Origin of the sequence: Streptomyces sp. NPDC056361 (genome assembly GCF_042262805.1) — a bacterium.
GTDB lineage: Bacteria > Actinomycetota > Actinomycetes > Streptomycetales > Streptomycetaceae > Streptomyces.
Genome location: NZ_JBHJQI010000040.1, coordinates 17,919 through 34,670 on the forward strand (window position 1 = coordinate 17,919; position 16,752 = coordinate 34,670).

The 16,752-nt window shown below is 69.5% G+C and carries 11 protein-coding genes, 1 tRNA gene and 2 pseudogenes; 2 read left to right on the forward strand and 12 right to left on the reverse strand.

Going from position 1 to position 16,752, the window contains the following annotated elements; translation table 11 throughout:
- Positions 1–394 precede the first annotated feature (394 nt).
- The 6 genes from thrB to ACFCY7_RS15610 form a co-directional block, all read right to left on the reverse strand.
- The gene (thrB, locus tag ACFCY7_RS15585) at positions 395–1,312 is read right to left on the reverse strand and encodes a homoserine kinase (RefSeq protein WP_376485080.1); all 918 of its coding nucleotides are present in this window, start codon (positions 1,310–1,312) and stop codon (positions 395–397) included.
- Positions 1,313–1,614: 302 nt separating this feature from the next.
- Positions 1,615–2,685, reverse strand: coding sequence for a threonine synthase (gene thrC, locus ACFCY7_RS15590; RefSeq protein WP_367822041.1), 1,071 nt, complete (start codon positions 2,683–2,685; stop codon positions 1,615–1,617).
- A 6-nt stretch (positions 2,686–2,691) separates the two neighbouring features.
- Positions 2,692–3,984 carry a homoserine dehydrogenase gene (locus ACFCY7_RS15595; RefSeq protein WP_376485083.1) on the reverse strand — a complete coding sequence of 431 codons (1,293 nt, stop codon included), beginning with the start codon at positions 3,982–3,984 and terminating at the stop codon, positions 2,692–2,694.
- A gap of 140 nt (positions 3,985–4,124) precedes the next feature.
- A complete protein-coding gene (gene lysA, locus ACFCY7_RS15600) occupies positions 4,125–5,516 on the reverse strand; it encodes a diaminopimelate decarboxylase (protein ID WP_376485085.1) in 1,392 nt (463 codons plus the stop codon).
- A 13-nt stretch (positions 5,517–5,529) separates the two neighbouring features.
- Positions 5,530–6,555 (reverse strand): ArgS-related anticodon-binding protein NrtL, encoded by a 1,026-nt coding sequence (gene nrtL / locus ACFCY7_RS15605; RefSeq protein ID WP_376485086.1) that lies wholly within the window; start codon positions 6,553–6,555, stop codon positions 5,530–5,532.
- 210 nt (positions 6,556–6,765) lie between these two features.
- Complete coding sequence (locus ACFCY7_RS15610; protein ID WP_376485088.1) at positions 6,766–7,428, reverse strand: response regulator; 663 nt, start codon at positions 7,426–7,428, stop codon at positions 6,766–6,768.
- A gap of 159 nt (positions 7,429–7,587) precedes the next feature.
- On the opposite strand from ACFCY7_RS15610, the gene ACFCY7_RS15615 reads away from it, so the two are divergent.
- A tRNA-Arg gene (locus ACFCY7_RS15615) sits at positions 7,588–7,659 on the forward strand.
- A gap of 217 nt (positions 7,660–7,876) precedes the next feature.
- Here ACFCY7_RS15615 and ACFCY7_RS15620 read toward each other — a convergent pair.
- The gene (locus tag ACFCY7_RS15620; protein ID WP_376485091.1) at positions 7,877–8,299 is read right to left on the reverse strand and encodes a hypothetical protein; all 423 of its coding nucleotides are present in this window, start codon (positions 8,297–8,299) and stop codon (positions 7,877–7,879) included.
- Between the two features lie 305 nt (positions 8,300–8,604).
- Here ACFCY7_RS15620 and ACFCY7_RS15625 point away from each other — a divergent pair.
- A pseudogene (locus ACFCY7_RS15625) lies at positions 8,605–9,206 on the forward strand (YdcF family protein); the annotation flags it as partial.
- 1,358 nt (positions 9,207–10,564) lie between these two features.
- Here ACFCY7_RS15625 and ACFCY7_RS15630 read toward each other — a convergent pair.
- The 5 genes and pseudogenes from ACFCY7_RS15630 to ACFCY7_RS15650 form a co-directional block, all read right to left on the reverse strand.
- Positions 10,565–11,420, reverse strand: a pseudogene (locus ACFCY7_RS15630) (nuclease-related domain-containing protein).
- 745 nt (positions 11,421–12,165) lie between these two features.
- Positions 12,166–13,968 carry a phosphonate ABC transporter, permease protein PhnE gene (phnE, locus tag ACFCY7_RS15635; protein WP_376485093.1) on the reverse strand — a complete coding sequence of 601 codons (1,803 nt, stop codon included), beginning with the start codon at positions 13,966–13,968 and terminating at the stop codon, positions 12,166–12,168.
- Positions 13,965–14,762, reverse strand: a complete 798-nt coding sequence (locus tag ACFCY7_RS15640; RefSeq protein ID WP_376485094.1) for a phosphonate ABC transporter ATP-binding protein — start codon at positions 14,760–14,762, stop codon at positions 13,965–13,967. Before ACFCY7_RS15640 ends, phnE begins: the two co-directional genes overlap by 4 nt.
- Before the next feature lie 37 nt (positions 14,763–14,799).
- Positions 14,800–15,768 (reverse strand): phosphate/phosphite/phosphonate ABC transporter substrate-binding protein, encoded by a 969-nt coding sequence (locus tag ACFCY7_RS15645; RefSeq protein WP_376485096.1) that lies wholly within the window; start codon positions 15,766–15,768, stop codon positions 14,800–14,802.
- 57 nt (positions 15,769–15,825) lie between these two features.
- Positions 15,826–16,743: an ArsR/SmtB family transcription factor gene (locus ACFCY7_RS15650; protein ID WP_376485098.1), complete on the reverse strand. Its 918-nt coding sequence runs from the start codon at positions 16,741–16,743 to the stop codon at positions 15,826–15,828.
- Positions 16,744–16,752: the final 9 nt, after the last annotated feature.

Below are 16,752 nucleotides of genomic sequence, written 5' to 3' on the forward strand. Positions count from 1 at the left end.
GCTCGGCGACCGGTTGTGCTGTCCGGCAGCGGTCCTGGCTTGTGGACCGTGTCCGGGGCGGTGGTCCCGCCGGGTACGGCGGAAGGGAGAAAACGTGCTGTGGGTCCGGCCCGAGCGCCCCCTGCTCGGCCCTCACGCAGAAGAGCGAGGGGTGTCGTGCCGGTTCCGGAGCGTGCTCAAAACTGCTCAGGCAGGCTGCTCAGGCAGTTGAGGAGGCTCCCGGAAGAATGGTGGTCCCTGATGGGGACTCTCCGCACCGCTCCACAAAGAGGTCGGGTGCAGACTTGAGGTTAACACTACCGGCTCCAACAAACATTCCCCCTCTCCCTCACCGGCAATCTCGTGTCCGGAGTACTGCGGGGGGACGCTGCCCGGCGTCCCCCGCCGCCGCGCCCTAGGGCGCCAGCGGCAGCACGACCGCTCCGGACGCGTCGAGGTCGAGCCGGTTCGCGGCCCATCCCTCGCCCGCCAGTCGGGCGACCTTGTCGGCCGTCCCGTGTTCGGCCAGCGCGAGCACCGTGGGGCCCGCGCCGGAAATGACCGCGGGGACGCCGTCCGCGCGCAGCCGGTTCACAAGGGCGATGCTCTCCGGCATCGCGGGGGCCCGGTACTCCTGGTGCAGCCGGTCCTCGGTGGCCGAGAGCAGCAGCTCGGGGCGGCGGGTCAGGGCCTCGACGAGGAGCGCGGCGCGCCCGGCGTTCGCCGCGGCGTCCACGTGCGGGACGGTGCGCGGCAGCAGTCCGCGGGCGGTCTCGGTGAGCACGGGCTTCCCGGGCACGAAAACCACCGGAACGATGGAATCGGAGGGATCCATCCTGATCGCCCGCGCGGCGCCGGACTCGGTCCAGGCGAGCGTGAATCCGCCGAGCAGACAGGCGGCGACGTTGTCGGGGTGCCCCTCGATCTCGGTGGCGAGTTCGAGGAGGGCGGCCTCGTCGAGCTTGGCGTCCCCGCCTATGGTCACGGCGCGGGCGGCGACGATGCCGGCGCAGATGGCGGCGGAGGAGGAACCGAGGCCGCGGCCGTGCGGGATGCGGTTGGCGCAGACGACCTCGAGGCCGCGGGGCTGCCCGCCGAGCAGGTCGAAGGCCGTGCGCAGGGAGCGTACGAGCAGGTGCCGCTCGTCGCGCGGGAGCGTCTCGGCGCCCTCGCCGGCGATGTCGACGTGCAGCCCGGAGTCGGCGACCCGGACGACGACGTCGTCGTAGAGCCCCAGCGACAGGCCGAAGGCGTCGAAGCCCGGGCCGAGGTTGGCGCTGGTGGCGGGGACGCGCACCCGTACGGCGGCGGCGCGGAACGCTGGACCGGCCATCGCTCGTTGACTCTCCTTGATTGCGGCAACAAACATCTGGAACAGCGGGTGGGGCTTCACACAGCGAGTGCGGAAGGCGACGCACCCAAGGACCCGGGGGCCGTTTCGGCCACGAAGGCGACAACGGCAACGACACCGCGCATATGCGTCGGGGCGGGTTGGGTACAGCCTATCGAAGGAAGGTTCTGTGGCGACATAGGGCGCACAGGAGGCGCACGATGCGTGTCGCGAGCCAACCTGTGCGCCTATGTACGTTCCTGATCGGCTGTCGATCAGGGCTTTCCCCGCGCAGGGGGGTGAGATCAGGCCAGACCGAGGCGCTCGGCGGCGGCCGCGGCGTCGACCGGGACGGTGACCGGCTGCGGCGCGCCGGCCACGGCCCAGTCGGGGTCCTTCAGACCGTTTCCGGTCACGGTGCAGACGATCCGCTGCCCCGGGTCGACCTTGCCCTGCGCGGCGGCCTTCAGCAGACCGGCGACCGAGGCGGCCGAGGCGGGCTCGACGAAGACGCCCTCCTGCGCCGCCAACAGGCGGTAGGCCTGCAGGATCTCACGGTCCGTCACCTCGTCGATGAAGCCGCCCGACTCGTCGCGCGCGGCGATCGCGTAGTCCCACGAGGCCGGGTTGCCGATGCGGATCGCGGTGGCGATCGTCGACGGGTCCTTGACGACCTCGCCGCGCACGAGCGGCGCGGAGCCGGAGGCCTGGAAGCCCCACATGCGCGGCCGGTGCGTCGCGAGACCGTCTTCGGCGTACTCGCGGTACCCCTTCCAGTACGCCGTGATGTTGCCGGCGTTGCCCACGGGGAGCACATGGATGTCGGGGGCGTCGCCGAGCATGTCGACGATCTCGAACGCGGCGGTCTTCTGGCCCTCGATGCGGACCGGGTTGACCGAATTGACCAGCGCCACCGGGTAGTTCTCGGAGAGGGAGCGGGCCAGCGTCAGGCAGTCGTCGAAGTTGCCGTCGACCTGGAGGATCTTCGCGCCGTGCACGAGGGCCTGGCCCATCTTGCCGAGCGCGATCTTGCCCTGGGGCACCAGGACGGCCGACACCATGCCGGCGCGGACCGCGTAGGCCGCGGCCGACGCGGAGGTGTTGCCGGTGGAGGCGCAGATGACGGCCTGCGCCCCCTCCTCCTTGGCCTTGGAGATGGCCATGGTCATGCCCCGGTCCTTGAAGGAGCCGGTGGGGTTGGCGCCCTCGACCTTGAGGTGCACCTCGCAGCCCGTGCGCTCGGAGAGAACCTGAGCGGGGACGAGCGGCGTGCCGCCCTCACGGAGCGTGACGACCGGCGTCGTGTCCGTGACCGGAAGACGGTCCCGGTACTCCTCGATGATGCCGCGCCACTGGTGGGTGCCCTTGTCGGTCATGGGTCCTTACTCCCCTTCAACACGCATGATGCTGGCGACACCGCGCACGGTGTCGAGCTTGCGCAGCGCCTCGACGGTCCCGGAGAGGGCGGCGTCGGGCGCGCGGTGGGTGACGACGACGAGGGAGGCCTCGCCGTCCTTGCCCTGCTGGCGCACCGTATCGATGGATACGCCGTGCTCGGCGAAGACCGTCGCGACCTGGGCGAGGACGCCCGGCTTGTCGGCCACGTCGAGGCTGATGTGGTACCGCGTGACGACCTCGCCCATGGAGCTCACGGGCAGCTGGGTGTACGCGGACTCGCCGGGGCCGTTGGCCTCGTTGAGCTTGTTGCGGCACACGGCGACGAGGTCGCCGAGCACGGCCGACGCGGTCGGCGAACCGCCGGCGCCAGGGCCGTAGAACATGAGCCGCCCGGCGGCGTCGGCCTCGACGAAGACCGCGTTGTACGCCTCGCGGACCGAGGCCAGCGGGTGGCTGAGCGGGATCATCGCCGGGTGCACCCGCGCGGTGACGGACCCGCCGTCCGCGGCCCGCTCGCAGATCGCGAGCAGCTTGATGGTGCAGCCCATCTGCTTGGCGGACGCGAAGTCGGCGGCGGTGACCTCGGTCATGCCCTCGCGGTAGACGTCGTCGAGGCGCACGCGCGTGTGGAACGCGATCCCGGCGAGGATGGCGGCCTTGGCGGCGGCGTCGAAGCCCTCGACGTCCGCGGTCGGGTCGGCCTCGGCGTACCCGAGGGCGGTGGCCTCGTCGAGCGCCTCGGAGTAGCCGGCACCCGACGTGTCCATCTTGTCGAGGATGAAGTTCGTGGTGCCGTTGACGATGCCCATGACCCGGTTGATCTTGTCGCCGGCGAGGGACTCGCGCAGCGGCCTGATCAGCGGGATCGCACCCGCGACGGCGGCCTCGTAGTAGAGGTCCTGGCCGTTCTTCTCGGCGGCGGCGTACAGCGTCGCGCCGTCCTGGGCGAGCAGCGCCTTGTTCGCCGAGACCACGGACGCGCCGTGCTCGAAGGCGGTGGTGATGAGGGTGCGGGCCGGCTCGACGCCGCCGATGACCTCGATGATGACGTCGATGTCGCCGCGTTTGACCAGGGCGGTGGCGTCGGTGGTGATCAGCTCCGCGGGGATGCCCTCGCGGACCTTGTCCGGGCGGCGGACCGCCACACCGGCGAGCTCGACCGGGGCGCCGATGCGCGCGGCGAGGTCGTCGGCGTGCGTCGTCATGATGCGCGCCACCTCTGAGCCGACCACTCCACAGCCCAGCAGCGCCACCTTCAGCGGACGCGTACGCATCATCCGACCTCGTTTCTCGTACTTCTGTTGCGTATCTCTACGGTGGGAACCAGTCTCACTCACCGGACGGGGGTTTCCGCCCCTCGTCCGGATCCTGAGACATCGATTTCATCACTCGACTATTTCACCACGCGACTATTTCGTCAGCCCACGTCAAGGCGCAGGAGATCTTCCTCCGTCTCGCGCCGCACGATCACCCGCGCCTCGCCGTCGCGGACCGCGACGACGGGCGGCCGGAGAGCGTGGTTGTAGTTGCTGGCCATCGAGCGGCAGTACGCCCCCGTGGCCGGCACCGCGATCAGATCGCCGGGCGCCACGTCCGCGGGCAGGAACGCGTCCCGCACCACGATGTCGCCGCTCTCGCAGTGCTTGCCCACCACACGGACCAGCATCGGCTCGGCCTCACTGGTCCGCGAGACGAGACTGACGCTGTACTCGGCGTCGTACAGCGCGGTCCGGATGTTGTCCGACATGCCGCCGTCGACGCTCACGTACGTCCGCAGCCCTTCGAGCGGCTTGATCGTGCCCACCCGGTAGAGCGTGAAGGCCGTCGGCCCGACGATCGCGCGGCCGGGCTCCACCGAGATCCGGGGCGTCGCCAGCCCGGCGGCCTCGCACTCCCTCGCCACGATCTCGTTCAGCGCCTTGGCGATCTCGTGCGGCTCGCGCGGGTCGTCGTCGGAGGTGTACGCGATGCCCAGGCCGCCACCGAGGTCGATCTCCGGCAGCTCCACCCCGTGCTCGTCCCGCACCTCGGCCAGCAGCTGCACCACACGGCGGGCGGACACCTCGAAGCCGGCCATGTCGAAGATCTGCGAGCCGATGTGCGAGTGGATGCCGATCAGCTCCAGGCCGTCCAGCTTCAGCGCCCGCCGCACCGCCTCCGCCGCCTGCCCGCCGGCCAGCGCGATGCCGAACTTCTGGTCCTCGTGCGCGGTGGCGATGAACTCGTGCGTGTGCGCCTCCACGCCGACCGTCACCCGGATCTGCACCCGCTGCCGCTTCCCCAGCGACTGCGCGACGTGAGCGACCCGCACGATCTCCTGGAACGAGTCGAGCACGATCCGCCCGACCCCGACCTCCACGGCCGTACGGATCTCCTCCTCGCTCTTGTTGTTCCCGTGGAACGCGATGCGCTCGGCGGGCATCCCGGCGGACAGCGCCGTCGTCAGCTCACCACCGGAACACACGTCCAGGTTCAGCCCCTCCTCCTTCAGCCACCGCACGATGGCCCGGGACAGGAACGCCTTGCCCGCGTAGAAGACGTCCGCGTCCTTGCCGAACGCCTCCGCCCAAGCACGGCAGCGGGCCCTGAAGTCGGACTCGTCGAGGAAGTACGCAGGCGTGCCGAACTCCTCTGCGAGCGCGTCGACGCCGATGCCGCCGACGGTGGTGACCCCCCGCTCGTCCCTCGTGACGGTCCTCGACCACACCTTCGGGTCGAGCACGTTGAGGTCGGCGGGCGGCGCGGAGTAGTGGCCCTCGGGGAGGACGTCGGCGTGGCGGGGGCCTGCGGGGTGGGCGGAACGGCTCATGTCGTCTGCTCTTTCAAATCCGATCGGGTGCGCTGATGCCGAGCACGGACAGGCCACCGGCAAGCACCGTCCCGGCGGCTTCGGCAACCGCCAGCCGGGAACGATGGGCGGCCGAGGGTTTCTCGTCACCGAGCGGCAGCACGGTGTGCTGGAACCCGAGCAGCCCGTCCGCCACCACTTCCAAGTGCCGCGCAACCCTGTCGGGCGCCCGGAGCCGCGCCGCGGCGAGCAGGACGAGGGGGTAGTCGGCCAGGGCGGAGAGCAGGTCGCGGGGGTGGGGGGAGGTGTGGAGGGGGGTGTCGACGGTCATCTCGTACGCGTACTCGTTCTCGTACGCGTACTCGTTTTCGTACGCGGGGGTGACACCGAGCTGCTCGCCGTTGACCAGCAGTCTCCGTACCCGCGAGTACGCGTACCGCACCCGGAACAGTCCGTTGCGCTCATGCTGGACGAGCAGCGGCGCGCCCTCCAGGGGCCGGTCCTGCGGCGCGGCCCGCAGCAGCGACCACCGCGCGGCGTCGACCCCGAGCTCGTCCACCGCGTACGCCCCGGGACGCACGTACATCCGCTCGTCACCACCGCCGTACGCGGCGTCCGCCCCCTGGCTCCTCAACAGCCCCACGACGGTCTCGACGACGACCCCGGCCCGCGCCTCGCTCACCTCGGCGAAGCGCACGCGGTTCCCCGCGAGGGCGGTGCCGTGCCCGTACGCACTCCCCGCACCGACGATCGCGCGGACCAGCCCACGCCCCACATCGCCCCGAAGAGTGAAGTTCAAAAACCCGGGCCCGGTGATCTCCACACCCGCAAGCCCCGGCACATCCCGCAGCCGCTCCTCGATGATCCCTGCGACCTCGAGCCCACTCCGCCCGGCCGGCCGCGCGAGCGTCAACGCGATATTGCTCGCGTACTCCCCCGCACCCCCCGGCCTGGCCCTCTCGACCTTCACCCGCGGCGGCACCTCGACCCGCAAAACCCCGTCATCGACCGCACGCCGCACGGCGTGCAGCACGGTCAGAGACAGGTCCGCGGGGGTCACGCTCCAAGCCTAGGGGAGAAGGGGGGTCCCCACGCGAACCGGTTTCGCCATCCGGTCACCCACACCCACGACCAGCACTCTTGCGGTCCTCTGCGCCGGGGCGGGGGGTGTCACGCACGCTGGGGACGGGGGTGTGTCACGCACGCCGGGGCGCTGGCTCCCGGCGAGTCGTCCTACCCCGACCCCACCCCACTCCACCCCGACCCCGGTCTACCGCCCGAACTTGTCCAACAGCCCGGCAGTGTCCTGTCTCTCGCCGGAGGCCTGGTCCTCTGCCCGGGCCTGGGTCTGGGTATGAGTCTGAGTCTGTGCGTGGGTCTGGACCTGGGCCGGGGTCTGTGACTGGTCCTGCCATGCGCACGCACGTTCGCGCCCGCGGCCGCCGGAGTCCTGCCGGACATCCGCACCGGCCGGCCCACCGCCCGGCTCCTGGCGTACGCCGGCTGCGGCCGGCTCCTCTCCCCCGTCCTGCCCGTTCGCATCCCTCCGCTCTCGTCGCTCGCGATGCATCAACTGACGCACCACGCGCACGAGCTCGGAAGGCTCGAAGGGCTTCGCGAGAAAGGCATCGACACCGGACACGGCCCCACCGGCCACGTCGTGTTCTCCGCACGCACTGATGATCGCCACCGGCAGATGACTGGTCCGCGGATCCGCCCGCAGTCGCTCCGCGGTCTTGATCCCGTCCAAGCGGGGCATGACGACGTCCAGGGTGACGACATCAGGACAAACCCGATGCACGACATCCAGACACTCGGCACCATCGGCCGCGGTCACGACCTCGAACCCCTCGAGTTCGAGATTGACCCTGATCAACTGCCGGATCACCTTGTTGTCATCGACAACGAGCACCCGACCGGACACGCCTGACACACACACGAGAGTAGGACCCCCTCACCAGCTGCGTCCGGGTTTTACCCACTTCTGACCCGTGCGAGGGACCCCACCCCCCATGACACCCCCGAAATCCCTGTTCACGGGCACACCCCCCAAGCTGGTAGGGTTCTACCCGTCGCCACAACAGCGACGAACGCCCCCGTAGCTCAGGGGATAGAGCAACGGCCTCCGGAGCCGTGTGCGCAGGTTCGAATCCTGCCGGGGGCACTTCGCAGGAAGTGCCACACAGACCCCGTGATCAGCGGAAACGCTGGACGCGGGGTCTTGTTGTATGTGCAGGCAGGTGCCGGGGTGAGCGGCCGTATGGCAGAGGCCGCGGCCTCTTCGCGGCCTGGGCCGTGGGGCACGGTGCAGGTGGGAGCCGGGAAACGACGAAGGCTCCAGGACGGGTCCCAGGGCCTCGCGTTGGAGCGATGTGGTCCGGCTAGTCGGCGGTCACTCCCCAGTAGCCGATCAGGTCCGGCCGGCCGTCGCGATAGAGCACCGTGCAGTTCCCTCGTCCACGCCTAGGGAACTCCAACCGCCCGATGTGCAGGGCCTCGTCCCAGTCCTCGTAGGTGGGTCGGCCACCCGGAGACCATGCCCGCACTTCGCTGTCGGTCAGCGGCCGCATGAACGGCCCATCGTTCCGATCCGTGGCATCGATCATCTCGGGGAAGTCCAGCACTGTGCACGTACCACCGGTGAAGATGTACTCGGCCCAGTCCGAATCGCGCCACAGCTCCTCGACGGTTCGTCCTCCGAAGCCGTGGTCGTCCTCAGCCAGGCTCCGTTCCTGGGCCTGCCGGAATGCCGCCGCCAGATCAGGCTGATACGAGCCCGTCTGCGTCCACGCGTTACCGCCCATCCTTGTCCCTCCCCTTTGAGTCGTCGTAGTGGAAGCGCAGCGTAAGGGAAGGCACCGACAGCGCACCTCGCTCGATCACCCGGCCTCGCACACCGGGCTTCAATACGTGCTCCGCCTCTGGGCATCGCCACAGGTGAGAGGCCACAAACGACGAAGGCCCCGGGACAGGCCCCAGGGCCTTGTCCTCCCGCTTTGCATGGGAGTACGACTTCAAGGGCCCCCGACTCCGCAAAGGACAAGGGAGCCCAGCAGTGATCTCCACGCAGGACTGGACCGACACCCAACGCCTCTGGGACTAGCACCAGATGGGCCACACACCCGCCCGTGCTCGGTAGCGATCGGACTCGGCAGCCATGACCTGGGCGTGGCCGACACCGCAGTCGACCTGTACAGGCGCGGCATAGCCCCCCTCCTCGTGTTCACCGGGGCGACCAGCCCGACCACACGCGAGCGCATGCCCCGCGGCGAGGCCGTGCACTATCAGGAGCTGGCGATCGAACTGGGCGTTCCCGCCTCAGCGGTGATGGTGGAACCGCGGGCCCGGAGCACCGGCGAGAGCAGCCGGTTCTCCCCGGACCTCCTGGCCGAGGCCGGCATCACCGTGCCCTCCGTCCTGCTGATCAGCAAGCCGTATGAGGAGCGACGCTCGTACGCCACGGCACGGAAGCTGTGGCCAGCTGTCGAGATCGTCAGCGCCTCAAGCCCGATGACGCTCCGGGACTACGTCGACTCCATCGGAGACGCCCGCTTGGTCATCGACATGCTCGTAGGAGCCCTCCAGAGACTGCTGGTCTACCCGGAGCACGGCTTCATGATCAGCCAGCAGGTCCCAGCCGACGTGCTCGACGCGTACGACCGTCTCTCCGAGGGTGGATACGCAAAGCGCCTGCTGCGAGACAGCGAGGGCAAGGCCCTCAAGCCCACATGGATTCCGGCGCAGGTGATGCCCGATCTTTCCGTGCTGCCTACAGGTAAATCGGATACCAATGGGACTTGTCTGGGCCGCTGGGAATGTGGAGCCACCCCGAGGGCCACACATCCTCGTTGGCCTGCAAATCTGGCATTTTCAGGGCGTTGACCGTGTACCCCTGAGATTCCAGAAAGCGCTTCAGGACCCCGCTAGGGTCCGCCTTCAGCTTCTCTCGTGATGCTTCATCGAGGTCGATGGACATCTTGTAGACCTCGACCGTTTCCTCTCCCGCTTTGCTGACGGTACCGCGAATCTCAGCTTCTTCGGGCATGGCAAGATCCCTCCTACGCCGCTATTTGCTTCTGCCCGCTCCGTGTGAGGGCGAGCGCATCGGCAACTCTGTGACGCGGGCTCAATCTCCAGTGTGCGCCGAACGTAGATGTGTGCAACTGTCACGCGACCGCCCGTTAGATCCCGCCGAGATGAGGCCGTCGAGGAGCGCGCCCGGCTCCAACTCGGCTTCGAGTTGCGCTGGGGAGCGGCCGCATCCTGCGTGTCTGAGTCCTGACCTGCGGCTGCCGTGGTCGCATCCGTGGCCAGGGAGTGCGTCAGCGGCCCACCGGTGTAATGCTGGAAAGGTAAGACCGCACGACAAGACGGTCCTTGGGGTTGCGACGCATGGCTGGAAGGGCGTGATACCCATGCCTGTCGATTCCAACCTGACTGATGCTCAGAGGAAAATTCTCGCTGAGCTGACTGAGGCTGAGGCTCGACTTCTAGACGTGCATAAGAGGGCACGTGAGGTACTGGAACTGAAGGAAGGGGTCTCTGTGTGCGCGCAATGCTTTGACCCTGACTATCCCTGTCCTTCCTACCAGGAATCCGACTCTGGGCAAACTTGCACTCGCGCCACGTGTCATCATCACTGGGCGCAACACGTTCTCTGGTGAACTACGCATACGGCCGTCTTTCGCCTGGGTGGACGACACTCGGTTATCCATGACCAGCCGACGCTGGTGGTGTCTCTCGCGGCCTGCGGCCTATACGTGGACGGCAAAGCTCCCCCAGATCCCACCCCAGCATCTGACCTGCGAAGAAAGTCATGCAGAAAGACGGCCTCCGAAGTCGTGTGCGCGGGTTCGAATCCTGCCGGGGGCACTTCGCAAGAAGTGCCGAACAGACCCCGTGATCAGCGGAAACGCTGGGTGCGGGGTCTTGTTGTACGTGCAGGTGTGTGCCGGGGTGAGCGGGCGCATGTCGGGGTTCGCGGATGAGGTGTGGACGAGGTCTTGGGGCATCGTCGCGGGTGAGGTCCGGGAGAGGGCAAGGACCGCTGCCCTGCCTGAGGACGCGGCTCAAGCTTGGCTCCATGCCTGGCGATGGCGGGCGACGCTGTACACCTGCTCGACCTGCTCGGCCGTCAACGCCCCTGAGAGGGGTGCCAGGGTGGCTACTTGGCGTTCCTGGTACACCCCGGACGTCGAGCTGTGTGGCGACGACCTTGAGGGCGGTGACGCCGACGAAGACGAGGACCGGCTCGACCGGTACGGGGAAGCCGCAGTGGTGCTCAAGCACCCGGGTCACGCGCTTGGCCTCCGCGCGGCTCTTGCGTAGGTAAGGGGCCGGTTTTCCGTGGTTGACCTTCACGGCATCGTTGCCGACCCATACGGCCTTGTTGTGGTGGTGCTTCGTATTGATGCTGAAAACCCCTCCAGGGCCGATCAGTAAGTGGTCGACGTCGACGTGGTCGGCCAGGGGGATGGAGTGCAGGACCCGCCATCCGTGACGCGTCAAGCGGTTCAGTTCGGCTCCCACTCGCTTCTCGCCCGCCAGTCCCTTCCGCCATGAGTCCCACTCGGTGGGACGCCTCAGTAGCTGTGAGAGGACTCGCTCGATGAGCCCCGGGCCGGATTTCGCGAGCAGGTCGCGGAGGGATTCGCCGGGACGGTTCGTGGACAGGTCGTCGGCCGGCAGTAGAGGTGGCAGCGGCGGGCAGGCTTCAGCCCCGGACGCCGCCTGCGGTGAGAGCGAGTCGGGGATGTCCCGTAAGTGGTGGGTCAGCGCGGCGGTCACGTCATCGCGATGCTCGGAAGCCAGGACGGTGATGTCCCCCGTTCTCACGTCCGCCCAACCGACCGCGGTGCCGTCGGGCAGGTTCGCGTACAGGCGATCATGTCCGTACCGCTTCCAGCGCGTGACTTTCAGCTCCACGGGTCCCCCTCGTCCGCTCCCGGCTCGAAGCGTCGCAAAGGATGGGGATCAAAACGAGAGGGGCCCCGGACAAGATGCCCGGGGCCTCGACTCGACTTTCGCCGTGTGAGAGGCGTGCGCGGCCGGCGCTGGCGGGTCGTCTCCTGGCCATCGGCTGAGCCCGACCGTCGGTTGGGTCCCGGACGAGTCTCCGGGCCGCCCCCGGACAGGCCGGGGATGCAACCATTCCCTTCAGAGCTGGAACCCCCGGAAGCCGACCGCGCGCTTGAGACGATAGAGGCCGGCACTGACAACGCCCCGTGCGCGATTGGCCGTTGCGTGCCGAGTGTCTGACCGCGCGACAAAGCCGACGAACAGCGGTGGACGAGCGCGAACGTCTGCGGAACATCAGTACAGGTGAGAGGCGCACCAGCCACAGGCAGGTCTTGCGCCCGAGTTACTTCGGGACGAAGACGTCATCCGTGCAGCGGCTCTGGACCATGCCTATGGGACAGCTGAGGACGTATCGCGGATTCTGCTGGATCTGCCGGATTCAGCCGCTGCTCTTCCAGGTCGTCTCCGCGTTCCTCGACGACCCCGACGCCGACGTACGTGCAGCGGCTGTCTCCGCTTGTATCCCGCTGCTGGACGACCCCGGATTGGTTCACCACCGGGGCACCTTGGTCCCACTGCTGCGTGGCACCTTGGCTGCGAGCACGCTTTGGCAGTACCAGGAGAGGGCGATCGACGCGTTGGAGAGGTGGGGTCAGGTGAAGGTGTGGCGGGTCCAGGAGGAGAAGGCTTCGAGGAGGAGGGTGGTGGCGAGGAGGAGGAGGACGGTGGTGGTGACGAGGCCGTATTCGAGGACGCGGGCGGCGTTGAGGAGTTCGAAGCCGATGCCGCCGGCGCCTACGACGCCGAGGAGGGCGGCGGAGCGGATGTTGACGTCGAGTTGGTAGAGGACGTGGCCGAGGAGGGCGGGGAGGACGCGGGGGAAGTCGGCGGCGAAGAAGACCTGGCGGCGGGAGGCGCCGGTGGCGGCGAGGGCGCGGGAGGGGCCGGGGTGCAGTTCCTCCAGGGAGTCGGCGGTGAGTTTGCCGAGGAAGCCGAGGGAGCCGACGGCCAGGGCCAGGGCGCCGGCCACCGGGCCGAGGCCGGTGATCACGACGAGGACGATCGCCAGCACGATCTCCGGGATGCCGCGGATCGCGACCGTGAGCGTGCGGAACGCCGGGGACAGTCGGGGCCAGGGTGAGACGTTGTGCGCTGCGAGTACACCCACCGGCAGGGCCAGGACCATGCCGAGCAGCGTTCCCGCCAGGGCCGTCTTCACCGTCACCCACAGTGCGTCCAGCAGGCCCGCCATTCCGCCCGGGGCGGTCGGCGGCAGGTACTGGCCCAGGACCGTGGGGAGTTGGCCCAGGCCGGTGAGGAGTTGGTGCGGTGACAGCTCCGCTCCCCTGACCGCTGCGATCAGGACCGCTGCCGTGATCGTGCCGTATGCCCAGCGTCGGAGGCGGGCCGCGGTCCAGGGTGGGGTGGTGGGCGGCGGCGACGCCCGTCGGGCCATCTGATTGTTCGAGACCTTGTTCGGGGCCGCGCCCGAGCCCAGTCCTGCGCCCGCGCCCGCGCCCAATCCTGTGCCTGTGCCCGCGCCCGTGCCCGCGCTGGCCTCCGTGGCCGTGACCCCGGCCGGGGTTTCGGGCTTGCGGCGGGTGCGGGGGTGGGGGGTGCGGAGGAGGGTGCGGCGGATGGTGCCGGAGAGGAGTTCCATGAGGAGGCAGAGGAGGAGGACCACGGCGGCGAGGGCCATGCCGCGGCGGTAGTCGAGGCGTTGGAAGGACTGGGCGATCTCGTAGCCGAGGCCGCCGACGCCGACGAAGCCGAGGAGGACGGAGGAGCGGAGGTTGACGTCGAGGCGGTGGAGGGCGGTGGCGATGAAGGAGGGGAGGACTTGGGGGAGGACGGCGGAGGCGAGTTCCTGGGGGAAGGAGGCGCCGGCGGAGCGGAGGGCGCGGCGGGGGGCGTCGTGGGTTTCTTCGAGGGCGTCGGCGTAGAGCTTGCCGACCATGCCGACGGAGTGGAGGCCCATGGCGATGATGCCGGCGGTGGCGCCGAGGCCGAAGACGCGGACGGCGGCGATGGCCAGGATGATGTCGGGGACGGCGCGGGCGAGGACGATGAGGGAGCGGGCGGCGCCGGAGAGGTAGCGGTTCGGGGTGAGGTTGCGGGCGGCGAGCAGGCTGACGGGGATGCTGAGGAGCAGGGAGAGCAGGGTCGCGCAGAGGGCCATGGACAGGGTTTCGCCGGCGAGGCGGACCAGGTCGGCGGCGGGCGGGAAGTCCAGGGGGAGCATGCGGCCGGCGAAGGCCACCGCGTTGTGGAAGCCGTCGATCAGCGTGGCGAGGTTGATGCGGAGGTCGACGACGGCCCAGCAGGCCGCGCCGGCGAGGGCGAGCAGGCTGAGGTGGGGCAGCGGGAGCCGCACGCCTCGGTTGGGGCCGAGGCGTGCGGCGTGGGGGGAGGCTGCCTGGCCGGGGAGGCTCCGGGCCTCGGTTCGGGTGCTCATGAGGGCACACCGGCCAGGACGGCGGGCTCGTGGGGGCCCTGGTAGATGCGGGCGATGTCCGTGTCGCGGACGTCGCCGGCGGGGCTGTCGAGGACCACGCGGCCGGTGTTGAGGCCGACGATGCGGTCCGCCCAGGTGAGCGCGGTGTCCACCTGGTGGAGGGTGCAGATCGTGGTGAGGGAGTCCGTGCGGCCGATGTCCGCGAGGAGTTCCATGACCTGCTGGGACGACAGGGGGTCGAGGGAGCTGACGGGTTCGTCGGCGAGGAGGATGCGGGGCCGCTGCATGAGGGCGCGGGCGATGCCGACGCGCTGCTGCTGTCCTCCGGAGAGGGTGTCGGTGCGTTGGAAGGCCTGGTCCGCGAGGCCCACCCGGTCGAGCTGGGCGAGGGCCTGTTCGCGCAGCTTCCGCGGGTACATGAGCAGGCCGGAGCGCGGGCCGCGGAGCCGGCCGAGCGCTCCGGAGCAGACGTTCTCCAGCACGCTCCTCATGCCGACGAGGCCGAAGTCCTGGAAGATGAAGCCGACTTGGCGGCGCAGGGCGCGCAGTTCGGCTTTGCCGGAGCGGCTCGGGTCGACGCCGAGGACGGTCGCGACGCCCGAGGTGGGCTTCTGCAGGCCGTTGAGGAGTTGCAGCAGGGTCGACTTGCCGGAGCCGGAGGGGCCGAGGAGGGCGACGAACTGTCCCGCGGGGACGTCGAAGGACACGCCGTCCAGGGCGTGTACGCGCCGGGTGTGTCCTTCGAACGCCTTGCCCACCTCGGTCAGGCGGACCACGGATTCTTCCTTCTTCATCGGTCCTCGCGCCCCTCCGTCGTCGTTGTCCGTCCGGTCAGTTGGCGACGCACTGGTCTTCGCCGACGCGGCGACACACGTCGCGGACGCTCTCGAAGTCCGCGTCGTCCGTGGGCGTGAAGCCCCAGTAGCCGTCGATCTTGCAGGCGTCGCCGGTGCAGTAGCCGTTCTGCTGCAGGTAGTCCGCGTTCGCCTTGGTGCGGAACGCCTGGGTGATCCTGGTCTTGAGGTCCGCCGTGAGGTCGTCGCTGACGGTGAGGGGCGATCCGGGGATGACGTCGGACTTCCAGACGATCGTGAGGTCGCCGGCCTTCATGTGCTTGCGCTCGACGAGGAGCTTGTCGACCATCGCGTCGTACGCGAAGCCGGCCTCGCACTGGCCGCTCAGGACGGCGAGCGCGGAGGCGTCGTGGCCGCCCGCCATCACCGGCTTGATGTCCTTCTCGGTGACGCCGGCCTTGCTGAGGCCCGCCACCGGGTAGAGGTAGCCGGAGGTGGAGGTGGGGTCGACGAAGCAGACCTTCTTGCCCTGGTAGCCGGCCAGGTCCTTGATGGCGGAGCCGTTCTTGACGATGCCGTACGAGCGGTAGCCGGAGTCGGCGCCCTTGGTCTTGATCTGGGCGGCGATGGGGGTGGCCTTCACGCCGCTGCGCCGGGCCACCACGTAGGAGAGCGGGCCGTGCATGGCGATGTCGATCTTGCCTGCGCGCTGGCCCTCGATGACGGAGGCGTACGTCGTGGCCTTCTCGATCCGGATCTTCTTGCCGGTCTCCTTCTCCAGCATCTTGGCGAGCGGCGCGTACTCGGACTGGACGCTCGACGAGCTCTCGTCGGGGACGGTGGCCAGGACGAGTTCGTCGGGGTTCCGGCCCTTCCCGGAGTTCTCGCCATCGGCGGAGACCGCGCTCGATCCGCAGGCGGCGAGTCCCAGGGTGAGGACGAGGGCCGCCGCGCCCTGGGCGAGGGTGCGGAAGCGGGCGGTGGAGCCGTACGTGGTGTCAGGCATGGCGATGCTTTCTCTCCGGCGTGGACGGGCGGGGCGGTGCGATGACATGACGTTGCGTCAGATGCCGAGTTCCCTCAGCAGGGTGATGCCGCTCTGGTCGAGCTGGTAGAAGACGCGTCCGCCCAGGCGCTGCTTCCAGACGATGCCCGAGTCGTTGAGGACGGCCAGGTGCTGGGAGACGGTGCTCTTGGCCATGCCGAGGGACTGGGCCATGGCGGTGGTGGTCCTCGGCTCGTCGAGGGCGCGGACGACCTGGGCCCTGCTCTTGCCGAGGAGGAGGGCGAGGCGGTCCTCGGCGGCCTGGGCGGGTTCGCGGGCGGTGAGGACGTGGAAGTAGCCGGTCGCGCGGGCCTGGTAGGACATGGCGACGACGGCGTCCGCCTGGTGGAAGAGCCGCAGGCCGCCGGCGAAGACCGTGGGGACGAGGAGCAGTTTGGAGCGGGTGACGGTGAGGTCCATGTCGCGGTGGTACGGCGCGGTGAGGACGGGGCGCGACCAGGAGATCCGGCCGCCGAGCTCGGCGAGCATGGGTTCGACGCCCGCGACGGCGAGGGTGCGGCCGCGGAAGAGGATCTCTTCTTCGAGGGAGGAGCGGATGGAGTTCCAGTACGGGGCGACGGCGAGGTCCCAGTACTCCTCGAGGGCGGTGAGGAGCCGGTCGGCGGCGGGGTCGCCGGGGTTCGTCTCGCGCACGTGGGCGAGCTCCGCCACCAGGGTGTTGCGCGTCGGGTCGGGCAGGGAGACGAAGCCGGGCGGGAAGAGCGTCGGGGCGCCGCGGCGCAGCGGTTCCACCAGGGTCCGCACGAGCTCCTCGGGCAGCCGGGTGCGGACGCGGCGGGCCCAGTCCGTGTACGGGGAGGGGGCGGCGCCGCGGTAGCGGGCGAGGATGCCGAGGCTTCCGATCGTCTCCCACAGGGGGCTGTAGGAGAGCCGGATGGTGCTGAGGGTGGCGTCGTCGACGTCGAGGCGGATCACGGGGCGACC

Coding starts and splice junctions, on each gene's coding strand:
- thrC (WP_367822041.1), bottom strand. CDS start 2,685: ATGACCGACAAGGGCACCCACCAGTGGCGCGGCATCATCGAGGAGTAC.
- thrB (WP_376485080.1), bottom strand. CDS start 1,312: ATGGCCGGTCCAGCGTTCCGCGCCGCCGCCGTACGGGTGCGCGTCCCC.
- ACFCY7_RS15640 (WP_376485094.1), bottom strand. CDS start 14,762: ATGAAGAAGGAAGAATCCGTGGTCCGCCTGACCGAGGTGGGCAAGGCG.
- phnE (WP_376485093.1), bottom strand. CDS start 13,968: ATGAGCACCCGAACCGAGGCCCGGAGCCTCCCCGGCCAGGCAGCCTCC.
- lysA (WP_376485085.1), bottom strand. CDS start 5,516: ATGAGCCGTTCCGCCCACCCCGCAGGCCCCCGCCACGCCGACGTCCTC.
- ACFCY7_RS15595 (WP_376485083.1), bottom strand. CDS start 3,984: ATGATGCGTACGCGTCCGCTGAAGGTGGCGCTGCTGGGCTGTGGAGTG.
- ACFCY7_RS15620 (WP_376485091.1), bottom strand. CDS start 8,299: ATGGGCGGTAACGCGTGGACGCAGACGGGCTCGTATCAGCCTGATCTG.
- ACFCY7_RS15645 (WP_376485096.1), bottom strand. CDS start 15,768: ATGCCTGACACCACGTACGGCTCCACCGCCCGCTTCCGCACCCTCGCC.